This window comes from Pseudomonas sp. NPDC087612, from assembly GCF_044743505.1.
Classification (GTDB): Bacteria; Pseudomonadota; Gammaproteobacteria; order Pseudomonadales; family Pseudomonadaceae; genus Aquipseudomonas.
Genome location: NZ_JBIUWO010000006.1, coordinates 262,474 through 279,952 on the forward strand (window position 1 = coordinate 262,474; position 17,479 = coordinate 279,952).

Sequence of the window (17,479 nt, forward strand, 5' to 3'; positions counted from 1 at the left end):
GCTTGAACTAGATCATCTGGTTGGCGCCGCTGTAGTCGTAGACCGGGTCGAGGGTCTCGCGCACAAAGCAGCCGGTGCTGTCCCACATATTGTCGCCGTCCGGCACCGGGGCCGCGATGGCCGAGCATTGCTGGTAATACTCGGGGGCGGCGCTCATCCAGAAGGCTTCGTCGTAGCGGTCGATGTCTTTTTTGAAGTCGCCCAGTGGCTGGGTCATCGACGGGCCTGAGCGGCCAATCTGCGAGGGCATGATTTCGCCAAAGCTCGAATCCATGTAGCGGTAGCCCAGGCCCAGCTCCAGGCCGTTGTCGCGGTACAGGGTGCCCTTGAGCATGAAGGATTTGTTGTGGGTGCTGGAGTTGAGCACCTCTTCGCCGGGCCAGTAGTTGCGTGCCACGGTGTTGGCATCGACCAGGGCGCCGCCACTGATTACCGAGGTGTCGTAGCGCGAATAACCGTGCTTGCCGGCAAAGTAGTTGTTGTTACGTCGCTCGGCGTAGGCGGCGACCACATCGAAGGCTTCGTCCTTGTGGGCGAAGGCCAGGCTGCGCGACCAGTCGTGCGCGTGCAGCAGGTCATTGCGCTCGGTGGGTGGGCGCACCCGATAGTCGCTGGGGACGTCGGCGCTGCTGTTGTCCGCCAGCGAGCCGCGCAGGCGCCAGCCGGTGGTCTCGCCGGGCTTGAGGATGTCATCGACGGTCAGCGTCTGCATCTCGACCGAGCCGCCGATGGCGCCGGAAGCACCGGCGTCCAGGCTCGGGCCCTTGTTGACGGTGACGCCGCTGATCAGGTCCGGGTCGATGTAGGCGCGCTGTGCAGTGCCGGCGTAGCCGCGGTAAACATCCAGCGACTGCTGGCTGCCATCGACCTTGACCGGCACCCGGCCCTGGCCCTGGATGCCGCGGATGTTGACTTCGATGCCGCCGCCGTTGCGCCCGTCGGAGGTCTGCACGCCAGCGATGCCGGCGAGCAGGTCGGCATTGGAGCGACCGCGAAAACGCTCCAGTTGCTCCAGATTGCGGGTTTCCACCGAGCGTGGCACGCCGTAGTCCTTGAGCCCGTCGTCCTCGGCCTGGCCCTTGACCCGGGTGGCGCCGAGCTCCAGGGCATCACTGGCGTGCGCGGTCTTTTCGATCAGCACCCGGCCGTCGTCACTGAAGTAGGCGCTCAGGCCGCTACCGGCCAGCAGTTTGCTCAAGGCCTGGGCCGGCGCGTAATGGCCCTGCAGGCCCAGCGACGGCTTGCCGGCGGTCAGGCGCGCATCGACCGACAGCAGCAGGCCGGCACTGGCGGCGAACTGGGTCAGGGCCTGGTCGAGGGTGCCAGCGGGAATCTGGTACAAGCGTTGTTCCTGGCGGGCAGCTTCGGCCTGGGCGGGCATGGCCAGGCTGCAGCAGGCGCTGCCGAGCAGGCCGGCGAGCAATCCGCTGCGGATTGCCAAGCTCAGGGGGGACGGGCAGGGGGGCGGCAGGTTCGGCATCCCGAAGACTCCTTTGAGAATGCGTATTGGTTAGCTTTGATGACTAACCCGAACGAGCGGCGCAAACCGACAACGGCTTGCGCAGTTATTTTTTCGAAAGTGCAAGCACGGGCGGTCAACGCGCGGTGACGGTCACCCAGTAGCGGCTCAGGTAGTGCACGCGGATCGGCAGGCTGTCTTGCAGGGCGGTGAGGGTGCGCTCGCTGTCGGCGAGGGCAAATACGCCGGTGATTGGCAGTTCGGCGATGGCCGGCTCGCAGCGGATGACCCCGCGCCGATGGCGGCCCAGTTCCTCGAGAAAACGCCCCAGCGGCAGGCGCTCGGCAATCAGCCGGCCGTGCTCCCAGGCAATGCTGTTGCTGTCGGCCGGATGCTGTGGTGCGCAGCCCTGGCGGTTGAACCACAGGCCGTGGCCGGCCGTGAGCAACTGCTCGCTGCCCGCCCCGGGTCGAATCATCAAGGCGCCTTCGAACAGCTCGACGCGGCTGCCATCCTGCAGCTCGCGCACGGCAAAGCGGGTACCGAGGGCCTGTACTTCACCGGCCAGGGTCTGGACCTTGAGCGGCCTTGGGTCTTTGCCGCTGGTCAGCAGCAGCTCGCCTTCGAGCAGGTGGATGCGCCGCTCTTGTGCGCTGAACTGGATGTTGACGCTGCTGCGGCTGTTGAGCAGCAGTTGGCTGCCATCGGCCAGTTGCAGGCGGCGCACTTCGCCGGGGGCGCTGCGCTGGTCGGCCATCGCCTCGCGCCACGGCAGATGGCGCTGCCCCAGGTAAGCGCTGCCGCCCAGCAGTAGCACGACGCACAGTTGGCGCAGCAGCGAACGCCGGCTCTGGCGCTCTTCGAGCACGCTGCGGGCAGTTTGCGCAGGCACGGCGGAGAGGGTCTGCTGCAGGGTTTGCAGGCGTTGCCAGGCGCGCCGGTGCTCGGCATCGGCCGCTTGCCAATCGGCAAACGCCAGGCGTTGCCCGGCATCCAGCGGGCCGTCCCAGTGCAGCATCAGCCAGTGGCTGGCCTGCTCGACAATCGCCGCGTCGATCGGTGCATCGTTTACCGCGCTCATTCGCTGTAGAGCACCTGGTAGCAGGCCTGGATGGCGCGAATCATGTACTTCTGCACCGAGCTTACGGTGACCCCCAGGCGCTCGGCGATCTCGGCATAGCCCAGGCCTTCGAAGCGCGACAGCAAAAAGGCGCTGCGCACCTTGGCCGGCATGCTGTCGAGCATCTGGTCGATCTGTTGCAGGGTCTGCAGGATCATCGCGCGGGTCTCCAGCGACGGCGTTTGCGGTTCGTCCAGGTGGGCGATGCTGGCCAGGTACGCCTGCTCGATGCGTTGCCGGCGCCACTGGTCGATGACCAGGTTGCGCGCCAGTTGCACCAGGTAGCTGCGGCCCTCGTCGTGGCCGGGCAAACGGCCGCTGACCAGCAGGCGCAGGAAGGTGTCGTGGGCGATGTCGGCAGCACGCTCACGGTCGCCCAGGCGCTTGCGCAGCCAGGCCTGCAGCCAGCCGTGGTGATCGCGATAGAGGCCATGGAGCTGTTGCTGGGGAGCGGGGGAGGTAGGGGACACCCGGAGATCCTGAAACATGAAAGATGCAGTTGCGAATTGTTCGCATTATAAGGGCAAAAAAAGAACCGTGACCAGCCTGTCGGCGAGTCACGGTCAAGGGGGGGAGAATCAGATTGCCGGCGATGGGGCGCGAAGCGGCCCCAAAGCTATTACTGCTGCAACACCGTCGCCTGGTTACCCGCACCAAACTGCTGGATGGTCGCGGCCATGTTTGCGCCACTCTGGTCGACCATCGCCTGGTTGGCCGAGCCGCCCTGGGTCACGTAGGCGACGTTGACGCCGTCGGTCTGCTTGATGTTGGCCTGGTTGTTGTCGCCGTACAGCTGCCAGGTGTAGCTCTGGTTGCCGCTGCCCGATTGCTCGACCTTGACGCTGTTGCCGGCGCCGCTGCTGACGCCGGTGGCGTAGTTGGCGGTGCCGCGCTGGTCGGCGATCAGCAGGTTGTCGCTGCCGTTCTGTTCAAAATACAGCTCGTTGTTGTTGTCGACCTGGGCAAGTTCGGCGCTGTTGCCGCTGCCGTTCTGGTTCAGGCGGGCGAGCTGGGTGCTGCCGTCCTGGGTGAAGTTGGCACTGTTGCCGCTGCCGTTCTGGTTGACCTCGGCGCGCTGGGCGCTGCCGAACTGGCCGCCGGACTTGTCGCCCTTCCAGTTGCTGGCGAGGATCTTGTTGCCGGTGCCGGTGGAGCTCACCGTGAGCACGTGGTTGTCGCCATTCTGGTAGGTGTAGTGGACGTTGCCCTGGCCGTTCTGGAACACCGTGGTGGTCGACTGCTGCGATCCGAACTGGTCGGCATAGCTGGCGTTGAGGCTGCCGGCCTGGGTGATGCTGGCCACGTTGCCCTCGCCGAAGCTCTGGTCGAGCACGCTTTCGTTGGTTTGCCCGTACTGGGTCACCGTGGCCTGGCTGCCCAGTTGGGTGTCTTGCCAGACTTCGCTGGAGTTGGCGCTGCCGGTCTGGCTGATGGTGACGCTGCCATCCTGGCCTTCGCGCTGATCGCCATAGGCCCAGTTGTCATCGCCGGCCTGGTAGATGCCGATCTGGCCATTGTTGTAGTTCAGGTGCTCGGCGGCGCTGTAGTTGCCGCTACCGGCCTGGATGCTCAGGGCGTTGTTGCCGCCGCCTCCGTACTGCTGCTCGACAAAGGCGCGGTTGTTATCGCCGAATTGCAAGGTGGTGCCCTGGCTGCCGGCCTGGGTGTCCTGGTAGATGAACGAGAAGTTGCCGGTGCCTTGCTGGGTCTGCTGGGCGCTGTTCTCGACCCCCAGCGACTGGCTGGCGTGGGTGTTGTTCAGGGCCCCGGCGTTTTGCTGGTTGATCTGGCTGCCGAACTCGTACAACTGCTCGGCGTAGCCGGCGTTGTAGTCGCCGGCGCCGCTTTGCTGGATCTGGCTGTTGCCGCCATCCTGCTTGGCGGCGTGGTTGTTGCCCAGGCCCAGCTGGTTCTGGGTGGTGGTACTGAGCGGCGCGGCGGTCTGCTTGACCTCGGCGATGTTCTCGGTGCCGAACTGGCTCTGGGTCGACTGGCTGTCGTCAGCCATGGCCTGGCCGGCAACGGCCAGGACAATGGCGGCGCTTAAAGGAGCGAGCTTGAACATGGTGGTGCCTCCAGGTTTAACGGTATTGGTTGACCTGCACGCGCTGACCGTTGCCGGCCTGGATCACCGAGCTGGAAAGCCCGCTGCCGGCCTGCTCGATGCTGGCGCTGTTGCTGTTGCCGTATTGCTCGATCTGCGCGCGGTTGTTGCTGCCGCTCTGGCTGATCGAGGCGCTGTTGCCGTAGCCCTGCTGGCTGATCGAGGCCATCAGGTCGTTGCCTTGTTGCAGGATGTACGCCTCCTGCGCGCCACCTTGCTGGACGATGCGCCCGAGCAGCGCCTGGCCGTCCTGGCCAATCGCTGCGCGGTTGCTCTGGCCGTTCTGCTCGACCAGCGCCTGCTGGCCACTTGAAGGCGCCAGTGGCTGCATCGACAGGTCGCCCAGGTCGCTGCCCATGGCCAGGTCAGCGTTGTCCATCAGGTCGTCGGCCAGGGCGCCCTGAGCGCTCAGGCTCAGGCACAGCAGCAAGGTGGTCAGGCGCGCCATGGTCGTTCTCCTGTGGTTACTGCACGGTGACCGGCACAGTGCGCACGGTGCCCAGGCTGGTGGTGACGGTTGCCGTCGGTGCCGGTGTGCTCGGCGCGACGCTGTTGGTGACGCTCAGCCGCCAGCGTCCGGTCAGCGGTACCGGGGTGGTGCCCAGGCTGACCAGGCCGGTCGGGGTGCTGACCTGCACGGTGACGGCGTTGAGCAGGATCGCCGAGGTGGTGCCGGAGATGTCCCAGGTAAAGCGACCGCCAGCCCGCGCCGTGACCGTTGCGGCGGTGACGGTGAAGTTCTCTGCCGGTGGCCGTGGCGACACCTGCACCGTGACCGTGGCCGGTGCCGACAGGGCACCTGCGCTGTCGCGGGCGATGTAGGTGAAGGTGGTGCTGAACGCGGCCAGGATCACTGCCGGCGGGGTGTAGGTGACCTGGTTGCCGTCGGTGCTGACCGTGCCGCGGCCCAGCGCCGGCTGGGTAACGCTGGCGACCGTCAGTGGTACGTTGCCATCCGGATCGCTGTCGTTGCCCAGCACGTTGATCGGCAAGGCCACGCCGAGGGTGCTGGCGGTGTCGTTGACAGCCAGCGGCGGCTGGTTGGCGGCGACATTGACCGTGACGTTGGTGACGGGTGATTTCAGCCCTTTGCTGTCCTGGGCACGGTAAGTGAAGGTGACCACCAGCGGCGCATTGACTACTGCCGGTGGGGTGTAGGTGACGGCCGTGGTGCCGTTGAGCACCACCGTGCCCTGGCCGGTGGCCGGCTGGGTGAGGTCGCTGATGCTCAGCGGCACGTTTTCGTCAGGGTCGCTGTCGTTGGCCAGCAAGTTCAGGCTCAGCGGCACGCCAACGCGGGTGCTGCCGACGTCGGCCTGGGCCACTGGCGGCTGGTTGGCGGCGTCGACCGGGGCATTGCCGATTACCACCACCGGCTCGCTGTCGCTGCCGCCGGCGGCGGATTTCACCGTCACGATCGCAGGCGGCTGGCTCAGCTCGTTGACCGTCAGGGTCTGCAGGGTGCCGGACTTCGACAACCGCCCGTAACCCTGGGCGACCAGGTCGGGCACCTGCACTTCATCACTGGAGCTGGCCTCGATGCGCAGGCGCTTGTTGGCCCAGTCATAGCGGGCGGTGGTGACCTTGACCACGTCGCTGAGCTTGCTCGACAGCGCGGTGGGGCGGGTGGCGCCGGTCGGGTCGCTGGCGGTGACGACGATGACTGGCGGCGGTGCGGCGCTGCTCAGGTGCTGGGCGAAGAACAGGCCATTGTTGTCGGCCAGCAGGTTGAACTGGCAGGGCGAGGGCGGGGTGCCCGGCACCAGCGCAAGGGTCTCGCGCATGCACAGCGTGGCGTTGTTCGGCGCCTTGGCGAACACCTCGACGCGGGTGCCGTCCGAGGTGCGCCGGTAGCTGGCCCGCTGCAGTTCGGCAGGGGTTTGCTTGCGTGGGTCGAGGACCTTGCCGGAGACCGTGAACAGGTTGGTCTGGAGGGTCCCGGCCGGGCCCTGGATACGTACGAAGTTGGTGTTATTGGGGCTGCCGGTGACCGCTTCGGTGATGTTCGGGTCGCCGACGTAGGTTTCGCTGGCGCCGGTGTCCGGGTTGATCTCGGTGTAGGGGCCGCCGACGCCGCGCAGGAACGGCCCGATCGCGCCGTTGAGCACGCCGCTGAAGTTGCCCGGGGCGCCGATGCCGATGTCGCGGGTAATGTTGATGGCGCGGCGCCCGGCGGTGGTGACGTTGACCGTCTCGACCCCGTACGGGTGGGTGATCACGTAAGTGCCGGTGCGCGGCACCGAGGCGCGGATACGGATACGGGCGAAGCTTTGCTGGTCGCCGTCCACCGGGTTTTCGGCGGCAAACGCCGCCTCGATACCGGCGACATAGACTTCCAGCTCGTAACCGCTGTTGCCCACTTCAGGGATTTCGGTCTCGGCCAGAAACCAGAACATCTCCGGCGGCCAGTTGTCGGGGAACACCAGCGGCAGGGCGTCGTCGTACACCCCGGGCTCCGGCAGCAAGGTACACATGTAGGCCGGCGGCACCGAAACCGCTACCCGCGAGCTTGCCGCCCGCGACTGGCACAGCTCCAGCGACAGGTTGCCGTGGTCCTGGTACCACATCGGGTAACGCCCGGTGGCCAGGGTGTAGGGGCCGGGATCGACCGCCTTGAGGCCGGCCCAGGCAGTGCCGGCCAGCGAGAGGGAAAGCCCGGCTGCGCAGAGCGCCAGGCGTGGCCAGTTGTTCATGCTGCCTCCTGCTACGGGACGTGGCGTAAGAGTGTTCATGGCACGAGCACCACTTCTTCGCTGTCGCTACCGCCGTTGGTGCTGGTCACCGTGACCTTGGCGGGCGGAATCGGCGACAGGCCGGTGGTGAGGGTCTTGACCGCGCCATTGCCGCTCAGGGTGCCGATCGTGGCGCCGTTGCCGGTGCGGGCGCTGAGCACTGGCGGGCTGGTTTCGTCGCTGGTGCTGGCAACCAGGGTCAGTTGCCCGGAGGCCAGGCTGTACTCGGCGCGCTCGATCACCACCAGGTCGGTCAGCGCCAGGGTCAGGGTGGTCGGGGTACTGGTGGGGATCGCCAGGCTGTTGTCGGCGGTCACCTGCAGGTTCAGCGGCAGCGATGGGTTGAGCACCGACTGGGCGTACCAGGCGCCAGTGGTGTTGGCCTCGCTGAGGTTGAGGTTGGGGGTCTGGCTGACCAGGGTGGCGGTCGCCGGTGGCGGCGGGGCTTGTACGAACAGGTCCTGCTGGGCACGCAGGTCGCCGTTCTCGCTGTGCCGCGAATAGGTGCTGCGCTGGGCGATCACCGGGGTCGGGCGGGCGACGGTGGAGAGCTTGCCCGAGACCGAGAACAGTTCGGTACGCAAATCCAGGCCGTTGGGGCCCTCGATGCGCACGAAGTTGGTGTTGAACGGGCTGCCGGTCACCGCTTCCTGCAGGTTCGGGTCGCCGATGAAGCGTTCGCTGGCGCCAGTGGCCGGGTTGGTTTCGCTGTAGGGGCCACCGGCACCGCGCAGGAACGGGCCGACATCGCCCTTGAGCGCGCCGGTGTAGGTTTTCGGCGCGCCGATGCCGATGTCGCGGGTCATGTTGATTGCCCGCCGCCCGGCCGCCGGTACATCGAACACTTCGACGCCGTAGGGGTGGGTGACGATGTAGGTGCCTGGCGTGGGCACGTCGACGCGGATACGTACCCGGGCAAAGCTGACCTGGTCACCGTCGACCACGTCTTCGGCAGCGAAGGCGGCCTCGATGGCGGTGCCGTAGGTCAGGTCGATGCCGCTGGCGGCGTCGGTGATGGCGGCATCGGCGGTGAACCAGAAGGTTTCGTCGGGGTAGTTGCTCGGGAAGCTGATCGGCCGGGTGTCGTCGAACACCCCGGGGGCGGGGTTGAGCACGCACATGTACGACGGCGCCCCGGGTGCACCGGGCACCCGCGAACTGACCGCCTTGGACAGGCACAGGTCGAGCACCCGGCCATGGGTGTCCTGGTACCAGGCAGCAAAGCCGCCGGTAGCGGGCAGGTAAGGGCCGGGGTCTACTTCGAACAGGGCGGCCTGGGCCGGTGCCTGGATAATGCTCGCCAGGATCAGCAGAGCCAGTGGGTGGGGCGTTGGACGGTGCATGAGTCTTCCCTCTTGCATTCGGGCCCATGGACTTGGGTCGTCTGCACAGGCATCGGCAACATCCGTACCAATTTATTCTCAATACCCTGCAGGCCTTGCTGCACAAGGCCTGGCGTGCGGTTACAGGGTGTCGGCAGAGCCACTCGACTCGGGGCGCTGGCCCCAGGGTTGGGGGCAAGTGGGGCAAGCGGGCGGGGGAATTGCGCGGGCTGGGCTATAACCTAAGGAGCGTTCATTCGGGAGTCAGTGATGAGCAGCCAGCCACGCCTCGATTCGTCGTCCCTGCAGCTCGTAAGCCCGGCCCCGGCCGCCGCGCGCAAGCCGTTCAACCTGCTGCGCTGGTACGCCTTCGTCAGCCTGGCGATCATCCTTTCAGTGGCCGTGGGCCTGGGCTTGATCTCCAGCCGCTTCGTGATCAATGAAAGCGTCGAGCGCGACGCCTTGCTCACCGCCCAGTTCATCCAGGCCATCGCCCTGGCCGAAGTGCGCCACGTGTCGATCCCCAACGTGCGGACCATGGGCGAGTTGCTCGATCCGCGCCTGGACCAGGCCTTCCCGGATGTCGACCCCGAGGCCCGGCGCAGCGCCCGGGGCGAGTTCCTCGATCATATCGCCCACCTGCCCGACGTGTTGCTGGCCAATATCTACGCCCCGGACCGCATGGTCATCTGGTCGAGCAACCCGGCGCTGGTGGGCAAGATGATCGACGCCGATGACGACCTTGACCATGCCTTCGACCAGAAGATGCGCGTCTCGGCCAGCTACCACGACGTCGACCAGGCGCGCAGCGAGCAGAAGTTCATTACCCCGCCCGAGCAGTTGTTCATCGAGAACTACATTCCGCTGTTCGATGCCGAGGGCGGCAACGTCACTGCCATGGTCGAGATCTACAAGGAGCCCCGCGACCTGATTTTGCGTATCGAACGCGGCCTGTTGCTGATCTGGCTGGCCACGGCGATCGGCGCGGGGCTTGTGTACATCGGCCTGTACGGCATCATGCGCCGCGCCGCCCGGCAGTTGGCGGTGCAGCAAAAGCGCCTGATCAACAACGAAACCTATGTGGCCCTGGGCGAGATGTCGTCGGCGGTAGCCCACAGCCTGCGCAACCCCCTGGCGAGCATTCGCTCCAGCGCCGAACTGGCCCAGGAGATCGAAGAGGGGCCGGCGCAGAAGAACATCGGCGACATCATCAGCCAGGTCGACCGCATGTCCCACTGGGTGCGCGAGCTGTTGCAGTCGCTGCGGCCCTTGAACGATACCCCGGAGCCGGTAGACCTGCTGCGGGTGCTGCAGGACAGCCTGCAAGGCTTTGCCCCGCAACTGCTGCGCCAGGGCGTGCGCCTGCAGATGGGCGAGTTGCCCCAGGCCCTGGTGTTGTGCCAGCCGGTACTGCTCGGGCAGATCTTCAACAGCCTGATCGCCAACGCCCTGGAGGCCATGCCCGAAGGCGGTGAACTGCGTGTCGAGCGGCGCCGGCAAACGCGCCAGGGCCTGACCCTGCAGTTGTGCGACAGCGGCAAGGGCATGACCGAGGAGCAGCAACGCATGGCCTTCAAGCCGTTCTTCAGCACCAAGCAAGGCGGACTGGGGGTTGGCCTGGTGCTGGTGCGGCGGATCATGGAGCGCTTTGGCGGAACGGTGAAGCTCAGTAGCGAGGAGGGGCAGGGTACGTGTGTGTTGCTGACGTTCAGGGTGGTGGGGAAGTAACGGATAAAGCACTTTAATAAATACTAATAACTATATGAATTTAAACACATTGCTGTTTTTTAGCTCCCGCAGGGTAAAGACCCAGAACTGGGGGTGGTTTTCCAACATCACTCTTCGTAAATAATATTAGGTAGTAGGCATAACCTATTGATAATTAACGAATACACATCCTGATACAGATGTGGCCAGGTAATTGCAAAACGATATTACCGGTCCCTGAATCTGGGTGAAGATGATGAAAACCCCAACCCCCACCCCTCTTGTCCTGAGCATCGCCCTGGCCATTGCCTTAATGGCTGATGCCAACGCCAGCCGCCTGGATGATGTCGAGCCGCCAGAGCCTGGCGACCCCTCGGCCTTTAGCGATCCACCCGCCGACAGCGCCGCAGCGTTGAACAACCTGCTGTCGCTGCCCGAGGCCAACCTCGGCGCCTTCGACCTGCCCGAGGGCGAGGGCGACCGCACCACCCCGCGCCAGGAGAACGAGCGCCCGCCAGCGCTGCAAACCAGCTTCAACTACCCCACCAATGGCGCCCCCAGCCCGATGTTCGGCGCCCAGCCGTTCAGCCAGCAACTGCTGCTGTTCGAAGAATTCGGCCCGACCCGCCTCGACCCGACCACCCCCGCCGGGCTGCTGGTGTTCCCGGCGCCCAGCACCGGCCCGGCGCCGCAGCAAGACCCGCTCAACGTCGCGCGCAGTGCGCCGTCCGGGCCGTTGCTCGATGCCTTTCTCAAGCAGCCGGGCCTGACCCCGTTCCCCGGCCAGTTTGCCAACGTTGTCGACCGCAACCCCTGGCAGCAGCAGATCGAGCTGTTCCTCAACCGCCACATCGGCTCTGCCGCCGAAGGCCGGCCACCAGGAAAGGGCTGGTCGCACCAGCGCTGGAACGAGTTCTACCCCCAGGCCGCCTACAAAACCGCGCAAGCCGGGGCGCGGATCAACAGCGGCCTGCGTGACGCCATGCAGATGCACCACTACAGCGTCGGCGAGTTCGGCCCCGGCGGCCTTTACTACAACACCGCCGGCCAGGCCAACACCCTGGGCACCACCAAGGGCGTCGATACCCGCTTCCACCCCAACATGCCGCTGCAGGATCACAAGTCGCTATGGACCTTCGACGGCACCTTGCCGGCCAAGCTGTTGATGGTGCGATACGGCCAGCCGCTGCTGATGCGCCATTACAACGCCTTGCCGATCGACCCCGCCGCCAACCACGGCTTTGGCCTGCACACCATCAGCACCCATGAACACAACGGCCACGCCCCGGCCGAAAGCGACGGCTACGCCAATGCGTTCTTCTTCCCGGGCCAGTACTACGACTACCGCTGGCCGATCCAGCTGGCCGGCTACGACAGCATCAACACCCGCGCCGAAGACCCGCGCGCGGCGTTCCCCTGCACCCCGGGCGAAACCCTGTGGGTCAACGACGCCAACCCGGGGCTGAAAACCTGCGAGAACGGCAGTATCCGTATTCGCGGCGACTGGCGCGAAACCATGAGCACCCACTGGTTTCATGACCACATGCTCGATTTCACCGCGCAGAACGTCTACAAGGGCAACGCTGCGATGATGAACTACTACAGTGCCCTGGACCGCGGCAACGAGGCCTTCGACGATGGCGTCAACCTGCGCCTGCCCAGCGGCTCGGCGCTGTCGTGGGGCAATCGCGACTATGACCTCAACCTGCTGATCGCCGACAAGGCCTGGGGCCAGAACGGCCAGCTGTGGTTCAACCCGTTCAACACCGACGGCTTTCTCGGCGACCAGATCCTGGTCAACTGGCAATACAAGCCATACCTCGACGTGCGCGCCCGCAGCTACCGCCTGCGCATCCTCAACGGTTCGGTGTCGCGCTACCTGAAGCTGGCGCTGGTGCGTGAAATCAAGGGCAGCGGCGGCGAGTTCGCCGGGCCCAAGGGTTCGGGGCTTTCCTATGCGCGGGTGCCATTCCACATGATTGCCAACGACGGCAACATCATGGAGCACGCGGTGCCGTTCGACGGCAGCATGGACCTGGACGCCAACGGCGACAAACAGGACCACAACGCCATCCTGCCGACCCAGGGCATCGCCGAGCGCTTCGACATTGTCGTCAACTTCGCCAAGAACGGGATCAAGCCCGGCGACAAGCTGTTCCTGCTCAACCTCCAGGCCCACGACACCGGCAAGGGCCCCAAAGAGGCCATCGCCCTGGCCGACGTGCTGTCGGAGAAGTACCAGGCGGTGATCAAGCAGACCAGCAAGGGCCCGCAATGGGATAAAGGCGACCCCACTGTCAACAAGATCCTGCAGTTCAACGTCAAGCCCTACAGCGGCCAGGACCTGGCCATGGACCCGGCCGCCTACGAGCCGGCCAAACCCGGCAAGGCCGAGGGCAAGGTGATGATCCCGCTCAAGCTGCACCGCGACAACCCGGCAGACATCGCCCGCCTGGCCCAGGCCCGCCATCGCACCTTCATCTTCGGCCGCTCCGATGGCACCGACCAGGCGCCGTGGACGGTCAAGACCGACGGCGGCTTTGGCTATCACATGGACCCGCGCCGGCTCAACGCCGCGCCTCAGCTGGCCACTGGCCCCACCGACGCCGGCGCCAGCGGCTTCGGCACCCTGGAAATCTGGAAGATCCAGAACGGTGGCAACGGCTGGAGCCACCCGGTGCACGTGCACTTCGAGGAGGGCATCATCCTCAGCCGCGGCGGCAAGGCGCCGCCGGAATGGGAAAAGTGGGCGCGCAAGGACGTCTACCGGATCGGCAGCGAAGCCGACGGCCTGGACAACGTCGAGGTGGCGATCAACTTTCGCGAATTCGCCGGCACCTACATGGAGCACTGCCACAACACCCAGCACGAGGACAACTCGATGCTGCTGCGCTGGGACATCGAGCACCCCGGCCAGTTGCAGTTGATGCCCACGCCCTTGCCCAGCTGGGACGGGGTCAAGTACGTCAACTCGGCGGCGCTGCCCACCTGGCGCAACGGCGATGGCAAGGGCCCGCAGGTCAAGGTCGGCAAATAGCCGGGGGAGGTTGCCATGGGCGTTATCGCACGTTGCCTGTTGCTCTGCTGGCTGTGCAGCAGCCTGCCGGGGCTGGCCGAGGAGGCCACGCCCTGGGGGGCGCAGTACTTCCCCAATACCGAGCTGATCGACCACAACGGTGAGCACCTGCGCTTTTTCGACGACCTGATCAAGGACAAGGTGGTGGTGATCAACTTCATCTTCACCGGTTGTGGCGATTCCTGCCCGCTGGAGACCGCGCGCCTGCGCCAGGTCCAGCAACTGTTGGGCGAGCGGGTCGGGCGCGAGGTGTTCTTCTACTCGATCAGCATCGACCCGCTCAGCGATACCCCCGAGGTGCTCAAGGCCTATGCGCAGAAGTTCAAGGTGGCGCCCGGCTGGCGCTTTCTGACCGGCGACAAAGGCCAGATCGATGCCTTGCGCCGCAGCCTGGGCCTGTTTATCGAAGGCGTCGACAACGGCCGCAGCCGCGACCACAACCTCAGCCTGATCGTCGGCAACCAGGCCACCGGGCGCTGGATGAAGGCCTCACCCTTCGAAAACCCGTGGATTCTCGCCGACCAACTGGCCAACAGCCTGCAGAACTGGAAGCAACCCAGCAGCGAGCAGAGCTACGCCGATGCCCCGCAGATTCGCCCACCGAGCAGCGGCGAAGAGCTGTTTCGCACCCGTTGCGCCGCTTGTCACAGCCTCGGCCCGGAAGATGGCCAGGCTACCGGCCTGCGCGCGGTCGGCCCGGACTTGCTCGGCGTTACCCGGCGCCGCGAGCAGCGCTGGCTGAGCCGCTGGATCCGCGAGCCGGATCGCATGCTCGCCGAGCAAGACCCGCAGGTCATGGCGCTGTACCGGCAATACAACGGCGTGGCGATGCCCAACCTACGCCTGAACGAGGCCGATGCCCAGGCCTTGCTGGCCTTTCTCGAGCAGGAGGCCGAACGCCAACAGCCATAAAGGCAAAATACTATCACTGGCGCCGTGGCCATTAGTTTTGATGTGCCACGCCTGTGTGCACGCTGGGCTATAAGTTCTAAGAAAAGAAGCATCCACGGCAGGACCAGACCCGATGCAGATGCTCAACGGAAAACTGGCCGATGAGGGCCTCGACAGCCAGGCAGCCGACCGACCCTTGCGCCAGTTCAACCTGTTGCGCTGGTTCTCGTTGGTCAGCCTGTTGATCATCGCTTCGGTGGCAGGCGGGCTGGGCTATGTCTCGACCCGCTTCGTGGTCACCGACAGCGTCGAGCGCGATGCCATGCTCACCGCCCAGTTCATCCAGGCCATGGCCCAGGCCGAAGTGCGCCATTCGCGCATTCCGCCGGGCACCACCATGGGCGAGCTGCTCGACCCGCGCCTGGACCAGCACCACCCGGGGGTCAGCCCGACCCTGGCCGAGTCCACCCGGGTGGAGTTTCTCGACCATGTCGAACACCTGCCCGACACTTTGCTGGCCAACGTCTATGCCCTGGACCGGACCATCGTCTGGTCGACCAACCCGCAGCTGATCGGGGAGAAAATCGTCGGTGACGACGACCTGGATGAATCGTTCGCCTCGAAAGTGCCGGTCTCGGCCAGCTACCACAAGGCCAATGAAGACCGCGATGAACAAAAGTTCCAGCGCGCGCCGCAGTACCTGTTCATCGAGAACTACATCCCGATGTTCGACAGCGACGGGCAAAAGGTGCTGTCGATGGTCGAGGTGTACAAGGAACCCCAGGACCTGGTGCGGCGCATCCAGCGCGGCTACGTGCTGATCTGGGCCTCGACCCTGGTCGGTGGGGCGCTGATCTACTTCGGCCTGTTCTGGATCGTGCGCCGCGCCGCGAGCATGCTGCAGACCCAGCAAACCCAGCTGGTGGCCAGCGAAACCTTCGTCGCCCTTGGCGAAATGTCCTCGGCGGTGGCCCACAGCCTGCGCAACCCGCTGGCCAATATCCGCTCCAGCGCCGAACTTGCCCAGGACATCGCCAGTGCCCCGGCGCAGAAGAACATTGGCGACATCATCAGCCAGGTTGACCGCATGTCGCGCTGGGTGCGCGACTTGCTGGTGTCGCTGCGCCCGGTCAACGACGATGCCGAAGCGGTCGAGCTGGTGGCAGCGATCGACGACACCCGCCATGCCTACGCCCAGCAACTGGAGCGGCATAAGGTCCAGGTGCAGATCGACACGCCCGAGGCGGCCTGGGTGATCAGCCAGCCGGTGCTGCTGACGCAGATTCTCAACAGTCTGTTCGCTAATGCCCTCGAAGCCATGCCCACGGGCGGGCGCCTGAGCGTGGTGGTGCAGGCGCTGGAAGACGGCAAACAGCTGCAACTGGCCTTGAGCGACACCGGCAAGGGCATGACCCAGCAGCAGGAGCGGATGGTCTTCAAGCCGTTTTTTACGACCAAACAGGGCGGCCTCGGGGTCGGCCTGGTACTGGTCAAGCGGATCATGGAACGTTTTGGTGGCTCGGTGAGCCTGGCCAGCCGCGAAGAGGAAGGAACCCGCGTGTGCCTGATCTTCAATATTGCAGCGGGAGGGGACCATGGAGCAGAGCATCCTGGTGGTTGAGGACGATCAAATCCTCGCCGAGAACATCCAGACCTACCTTGAGCGCAAAGGCTTCGAGGTCACGGTTTGCCACAGCGCCGAAGAGGCCCTGGAGCAGCTGCCGCGCTGTCAGCCCGATGCGGTGCTGACCGACAACTCGCTGCCGGGCATGAACGGCCACGAGCTGCTCAAGGCCCTGGCCCAGCGCGCGCCGGAGCTCAAGGTGATCATGATGACCGGCTACGGCAACGTCGAAGACGCCGTGCTGGCGATGAAGGAGGGCGCCTTCCACTACCTGACCAAACCGGTGGTGCTGGCCGAGCTCAAACTGATGCTGGAGAAGGCCCTGGCTACCGAGCGCATGGAGCGTACCCTGTCGTTCTACCAGGAACGCGAGGCGCAAAAATCAGGTGGCCAGGCGCTGATAGGCGAATCACCGGCCATGCTCGGCCTCAAGCACACCATCCGCCAGTTGCTCGATGCCGAGCAGCGCATGGCCAGCGGCGACCTGCCGCCGGTGCTGGTAGAAGGCGAGACCGGTACCGGCAAGGAGCTGGTAGCCCGCGCCCTGCATTTTGACGGAGTGCGCAGCAAGGGGCCGTTTATCGAGTTCAACTGCGCATCGATCCCGGCCAACCTGCTGGAGGCTGAACTGTTCGGCCATGAGAAGGGCGCGTTTACCGATGCCAAGGATCGCCGGGTGGGCCTGGTCGAGGCGGCCGACGGCGGCACCTTGTTCCTCGACGAGATTGGCGAAATGGACCTGCTGCTGCAGGCCAAGTTGCTCAAGCTACTGGAAGACCGCACCATTCGCCGGATAGGCGCGGTGAAGGAGCGCAAGGTCGACCTGCGCATCATCAGCGCCACCAACTGCAACCTGGAGCAGATGGTCCAGCAGGGCAAGTTTCGCCGTGACCTGTTCTTTCGCCTGCGCATTATCTCGATCAAGGTGCCCAGGCTGTATGCCCGGGGTGAAGACATCCTGCTGCTGGCCCGGCATTTTCTTGCTCTGCATGGCAAACGCTATGGCAAGCCCAACCTGCGCTTTTGCGACGAGGCCGAGGAGTTGATGCTCAACTACAGCTGGCCGGGCAACGTGCGCGAGTTGCGCAACATGCTTGAACAGACGGTGTTGCTGGCGCCCCAGGACCTGATCGCCCCGCACCAGCTCAACGTGTGCATGAGCCTGGTCGACGAGCCGCTGGAAATGCCGGCGCCTGCCGTGCATGAGGCGTTCGGCAATGCTGAGGCCATGGCCTCGGCGAGCTTGCCGGAAGTGGAGCGCGACATGGTGCGCAAGATGCTCGACCGCACCGACTGGAACGTCACCAAATCGGCGCGGCTGCTGGGCCTGAGCCGGGACATGTTGCGCTACCGGATCGAAAAGCTCGGCCTGACCCGGCCGGACAAGCGCCAGTGGTAGGCGTACCAGCTCAATAGTGCTGTGTACGCCAAACCTGTGGGAGCG

12 protein-coding genes are annotated in these 17,479 nt (G+C 65.3%); 5 read left to right on the plus strand and 7 right to left on the minus strand.

The features are described from left to right. Window positions 1-7: 7 nt before the first annotated feature. The 7 genes from ACIOVF_RS14645 to ACIOVF_RS14675 all read right to left on the minus strand — a co-directional run bounded on the left by ACIOVF_RS14645 (window position 8) and on the right by ACIOVF_RS14675 (window position 8,758). Window positions 8-1,480, minus strand: a complete 1,473-nt coding sequence (locus ACIOVF_RS14645) for a TonB-dependent receptor (RefSeq protein ID WP_401290334.1) — start codon at window positions 1,478-1,480, stop codon at window positions 8-10. Window positions 1,481-1,595: 115 nt separating this feature from the next. After that, window positions 1,596-2,540 carry a FecR domain-containing protein gene (locus ACIOVF_RS14650; protein WP_401290337.1) on the minus strand — a complete coding sequence of 315 codons (945 nt, stop codon included), beginning with the start codon at window positions 2,538-2,540 and terminating at the stop codon, window positions 1,596-1,598. Next, complete coding sequence (locus tag ACIOVF_RS14655) at window positions 2,537-3,049, minus strand: sigma-70 family RNA polymerase sigma factor (protein ID WP_249744355.1); 513 nt, start codon at window positions 3,047-3,049, stop codon at window positions 2,537-2,539. The genes ACIOVF_RS14650 and ACIOVF_RS14655 overlap by 4 nt, the downstream gene beginning before the upstream one ends. 149 nt (window positions 3,050-3,198) lie before the next feature. Then, window positions 3,199-4,644: a curlin gene (locus ACIOVF_RS14660; protein WP_045198720.1), complete on the minus strand. Its 1,446-nt coding sequence runs from the start codon at window positions 4,642-4,644 to the stop codon at window positions 3,199-3,201. A 16-nt stretch (window positions 4,645-4,660) separates the two neighbouring features. After that, complete coding sequence (locus ACIOVF_RS14665; RefSeq protein WP_401290341.1) at window positions 4,661-5,131, minus strand: curlin; 471 nt, start codon at window positions 5,129-5,131, stop codon at window positions 4,661-4,663. Between the two features lie 16 nt (window positions 5,132-5,147). Then, the gene (locus tag ACIOVF_RS14670; protein ID WP_045198722.1) at window positions 5,148-7,376 is read right to left on the minus strand and encodes an Ig-like domain-containing protein; all 2,229 of its coding nucleotides are present in this window, start codon (window positions 7,374-7,376) and stop codon (window positions 5,148-5,150) included. Between the two features lie 35 nt (window positions 7,377-7,411). Then, window positions 7,412-8,758, minus strand: a complete 1,347-nt coding sequence (locus ACIOVF_RS14675; RefSeq protein ID WP_045198724.1) for a hypothetical protein — start codon at window positions 8,756-8,758, stop codon at window positions 7,412-7,414. A 249-nt stretch (window positions 8,759-9,007) separates the two neighbouring features. Here ACIOVF_RS14675 and ACIOVF_RS14680 point away from each other — a divergent pair, with 249 nt between their 5' ends. The 5 genes from ACIOVF_RS14680 to ACIOVF_RS14700 all read left to right on the plus strand — a co-directional run bounded on the left by ACIOVF_RS14680 (window position 9,008) and on the right by ACIOVF_RS14700 (window position 17,434). Continuing rightward, window positions 9,008-10,465 (plus strand): HAMP domain-containing sensor histidine kinase, encoded by a 1,458-nt coding sequence (locus tag ACIOVF_RS14680; RefSeq protein ID WP_045198726.1) that lies wholly within the window; start codon window positions 9,008-9,010, stop codon window positions 10,463-10,465. 235 nt (window positions 10,466-10,700) lie between these two features. After that, window positions 10,701-13,481: a multicopper oxidase domain-containing protein gene (locus tag ACIOVF_RS14685; protein ID WP_401290346.1), complete on the plus strand. Its 2,781-nt coding sequence runs from the start codon at window positions 10,701-10,703 to the stop codon at window positions 13,479-13,481. Window positions 13,482-13,496: 15 nt separating this feature from the next. Beyond that, window positions 13,497-14,432 carry an SCO family protein gene (locus ACIOVF_RS14690; RefSeq protein ID WP_401290349.1) on the plus strand — a complete coding sequence of 312 codons (936 nt, stop codon included), beginning with the start codon at window positions 13,497-13,499 and terminating at the stop codon, window positions 14,430-14,432. Between the two features lie 112 nt (window positions 14,433-14,544). Then, a complete protein-coding gene (locus ACIOVF_RS14695) occupies window positions 14,545-16,032 on the plus strand; it encodes a HAMP domain-containing sensor histidine kinase (RefSeq protein WP_093383336.1) in 1,488 nt (495 codons plus the stop codon). Next, a complete protein-coding gene (locus ACIOVF_RS14700) occupies window positions 16,007-17,434 on the plus strand; it encodes a sigma-54 dependent transcriptional regulator (RefSeq protein ID WP_093383333.1) in 1,428 nt (475 codons plus the stop codon). The genes ACIOVF_RS14695 and ACIOVF_RS14700 overlap by 26 nt, the downstream gene beginning before the upstream one ends. The last annotated feature ends 45 nt before the right edge of the window (window positions 17,435-17,479 follow it).

What these genes read in the sequence shown, in the direction of transcription:
- ACIOVF_RS14670 (WP_045198722.1), bottom strand. Translation starts at nt 7,376, where the DNA reads ATGAACAACTGGCCACGCCTGGCGCTCTGCGCAGCCGGGCTTTCCCTC.
- ACIOVF_RS14665 (WP_401290341.1), bottom strand. Translation starts at nt 5,131, where the DNA reads ATGGCGCGCCTGACCACCTTGCTGCTGTGCCTGAGCCTGAGCGCTCAG.
- ACIOVF_RS14680 (WP_045198726.1), top strand. Translation starts at nt 9,008, where the DNA reads ATGAGCAGCCAGCCACGCCTCGATTCGTCGTCCCTGCAGCTCGTAAGC.
- ACIOVF_RS14690 (WP_401290349.1), top strand. Translation starts at nt 13,497, where the DNA reads ATGGGCGTTATCGCACGTTGCCTGTTGCTCTGCTGGCTGTGCAGCAGC.
- ACIOVF_RS14685 (WP_401290346.1), top strand. Translation starts at nt 10,701, where the DNA reads ATGAAAACCCCAACCCCCACCCCTCTTGTCCTGAGCATCGCCCTGGCC.
- ACIOVF_RS14650 (WP_401290337.1), bottom strand. Translation starts at nt 2,540, where the DNA reads ATGAGCGCGGTAAACGATGCACCGATCGACGCGGCGATTGTCGAGCAG.
- ACIOVF_RS14660 (WP_045198720.1), bottom strand. Translation starts at nt 4,644, where the DNA reads ATGTTCAAGCTCGCTCCTTTAAGCGCCGCCATTGTCCTGGCCGTTGCC.
- ACIOVF_RS14675 (WP_045198724.1), bottom strand. Translation starts at nt 8,758, where the DNA reads ATGCACCGTCCAACGCCCCACCCACTGGCTCTGCTGATCCTGGCGAGC.
- ACIOVF_RS14645 (WP_401290334.1), bottom strand. Translation starts at nt 1,480, where the DNA reads ATGCCGAACCTGCCGCCCCCCTGCCCGTCCCCCCTGAGCTTGGCAATC.
- ACIOVF_RS14700 (WP_093383333.1), top strand. Translation starts at nt 16,007, where the DNA reads ATGGAGCAGAGCATCCTGGTGGTTGAGGACGATCAAATCCTCGCCGAG.
- ACIOVF_RS14695 (WP_093383336.1), top strand. Translation starts at nt 14,545, where the DNA reads ATGCAGATGCTCAACGGAAAACTGGCCGATGAGGGCCTCGACAGCCAG.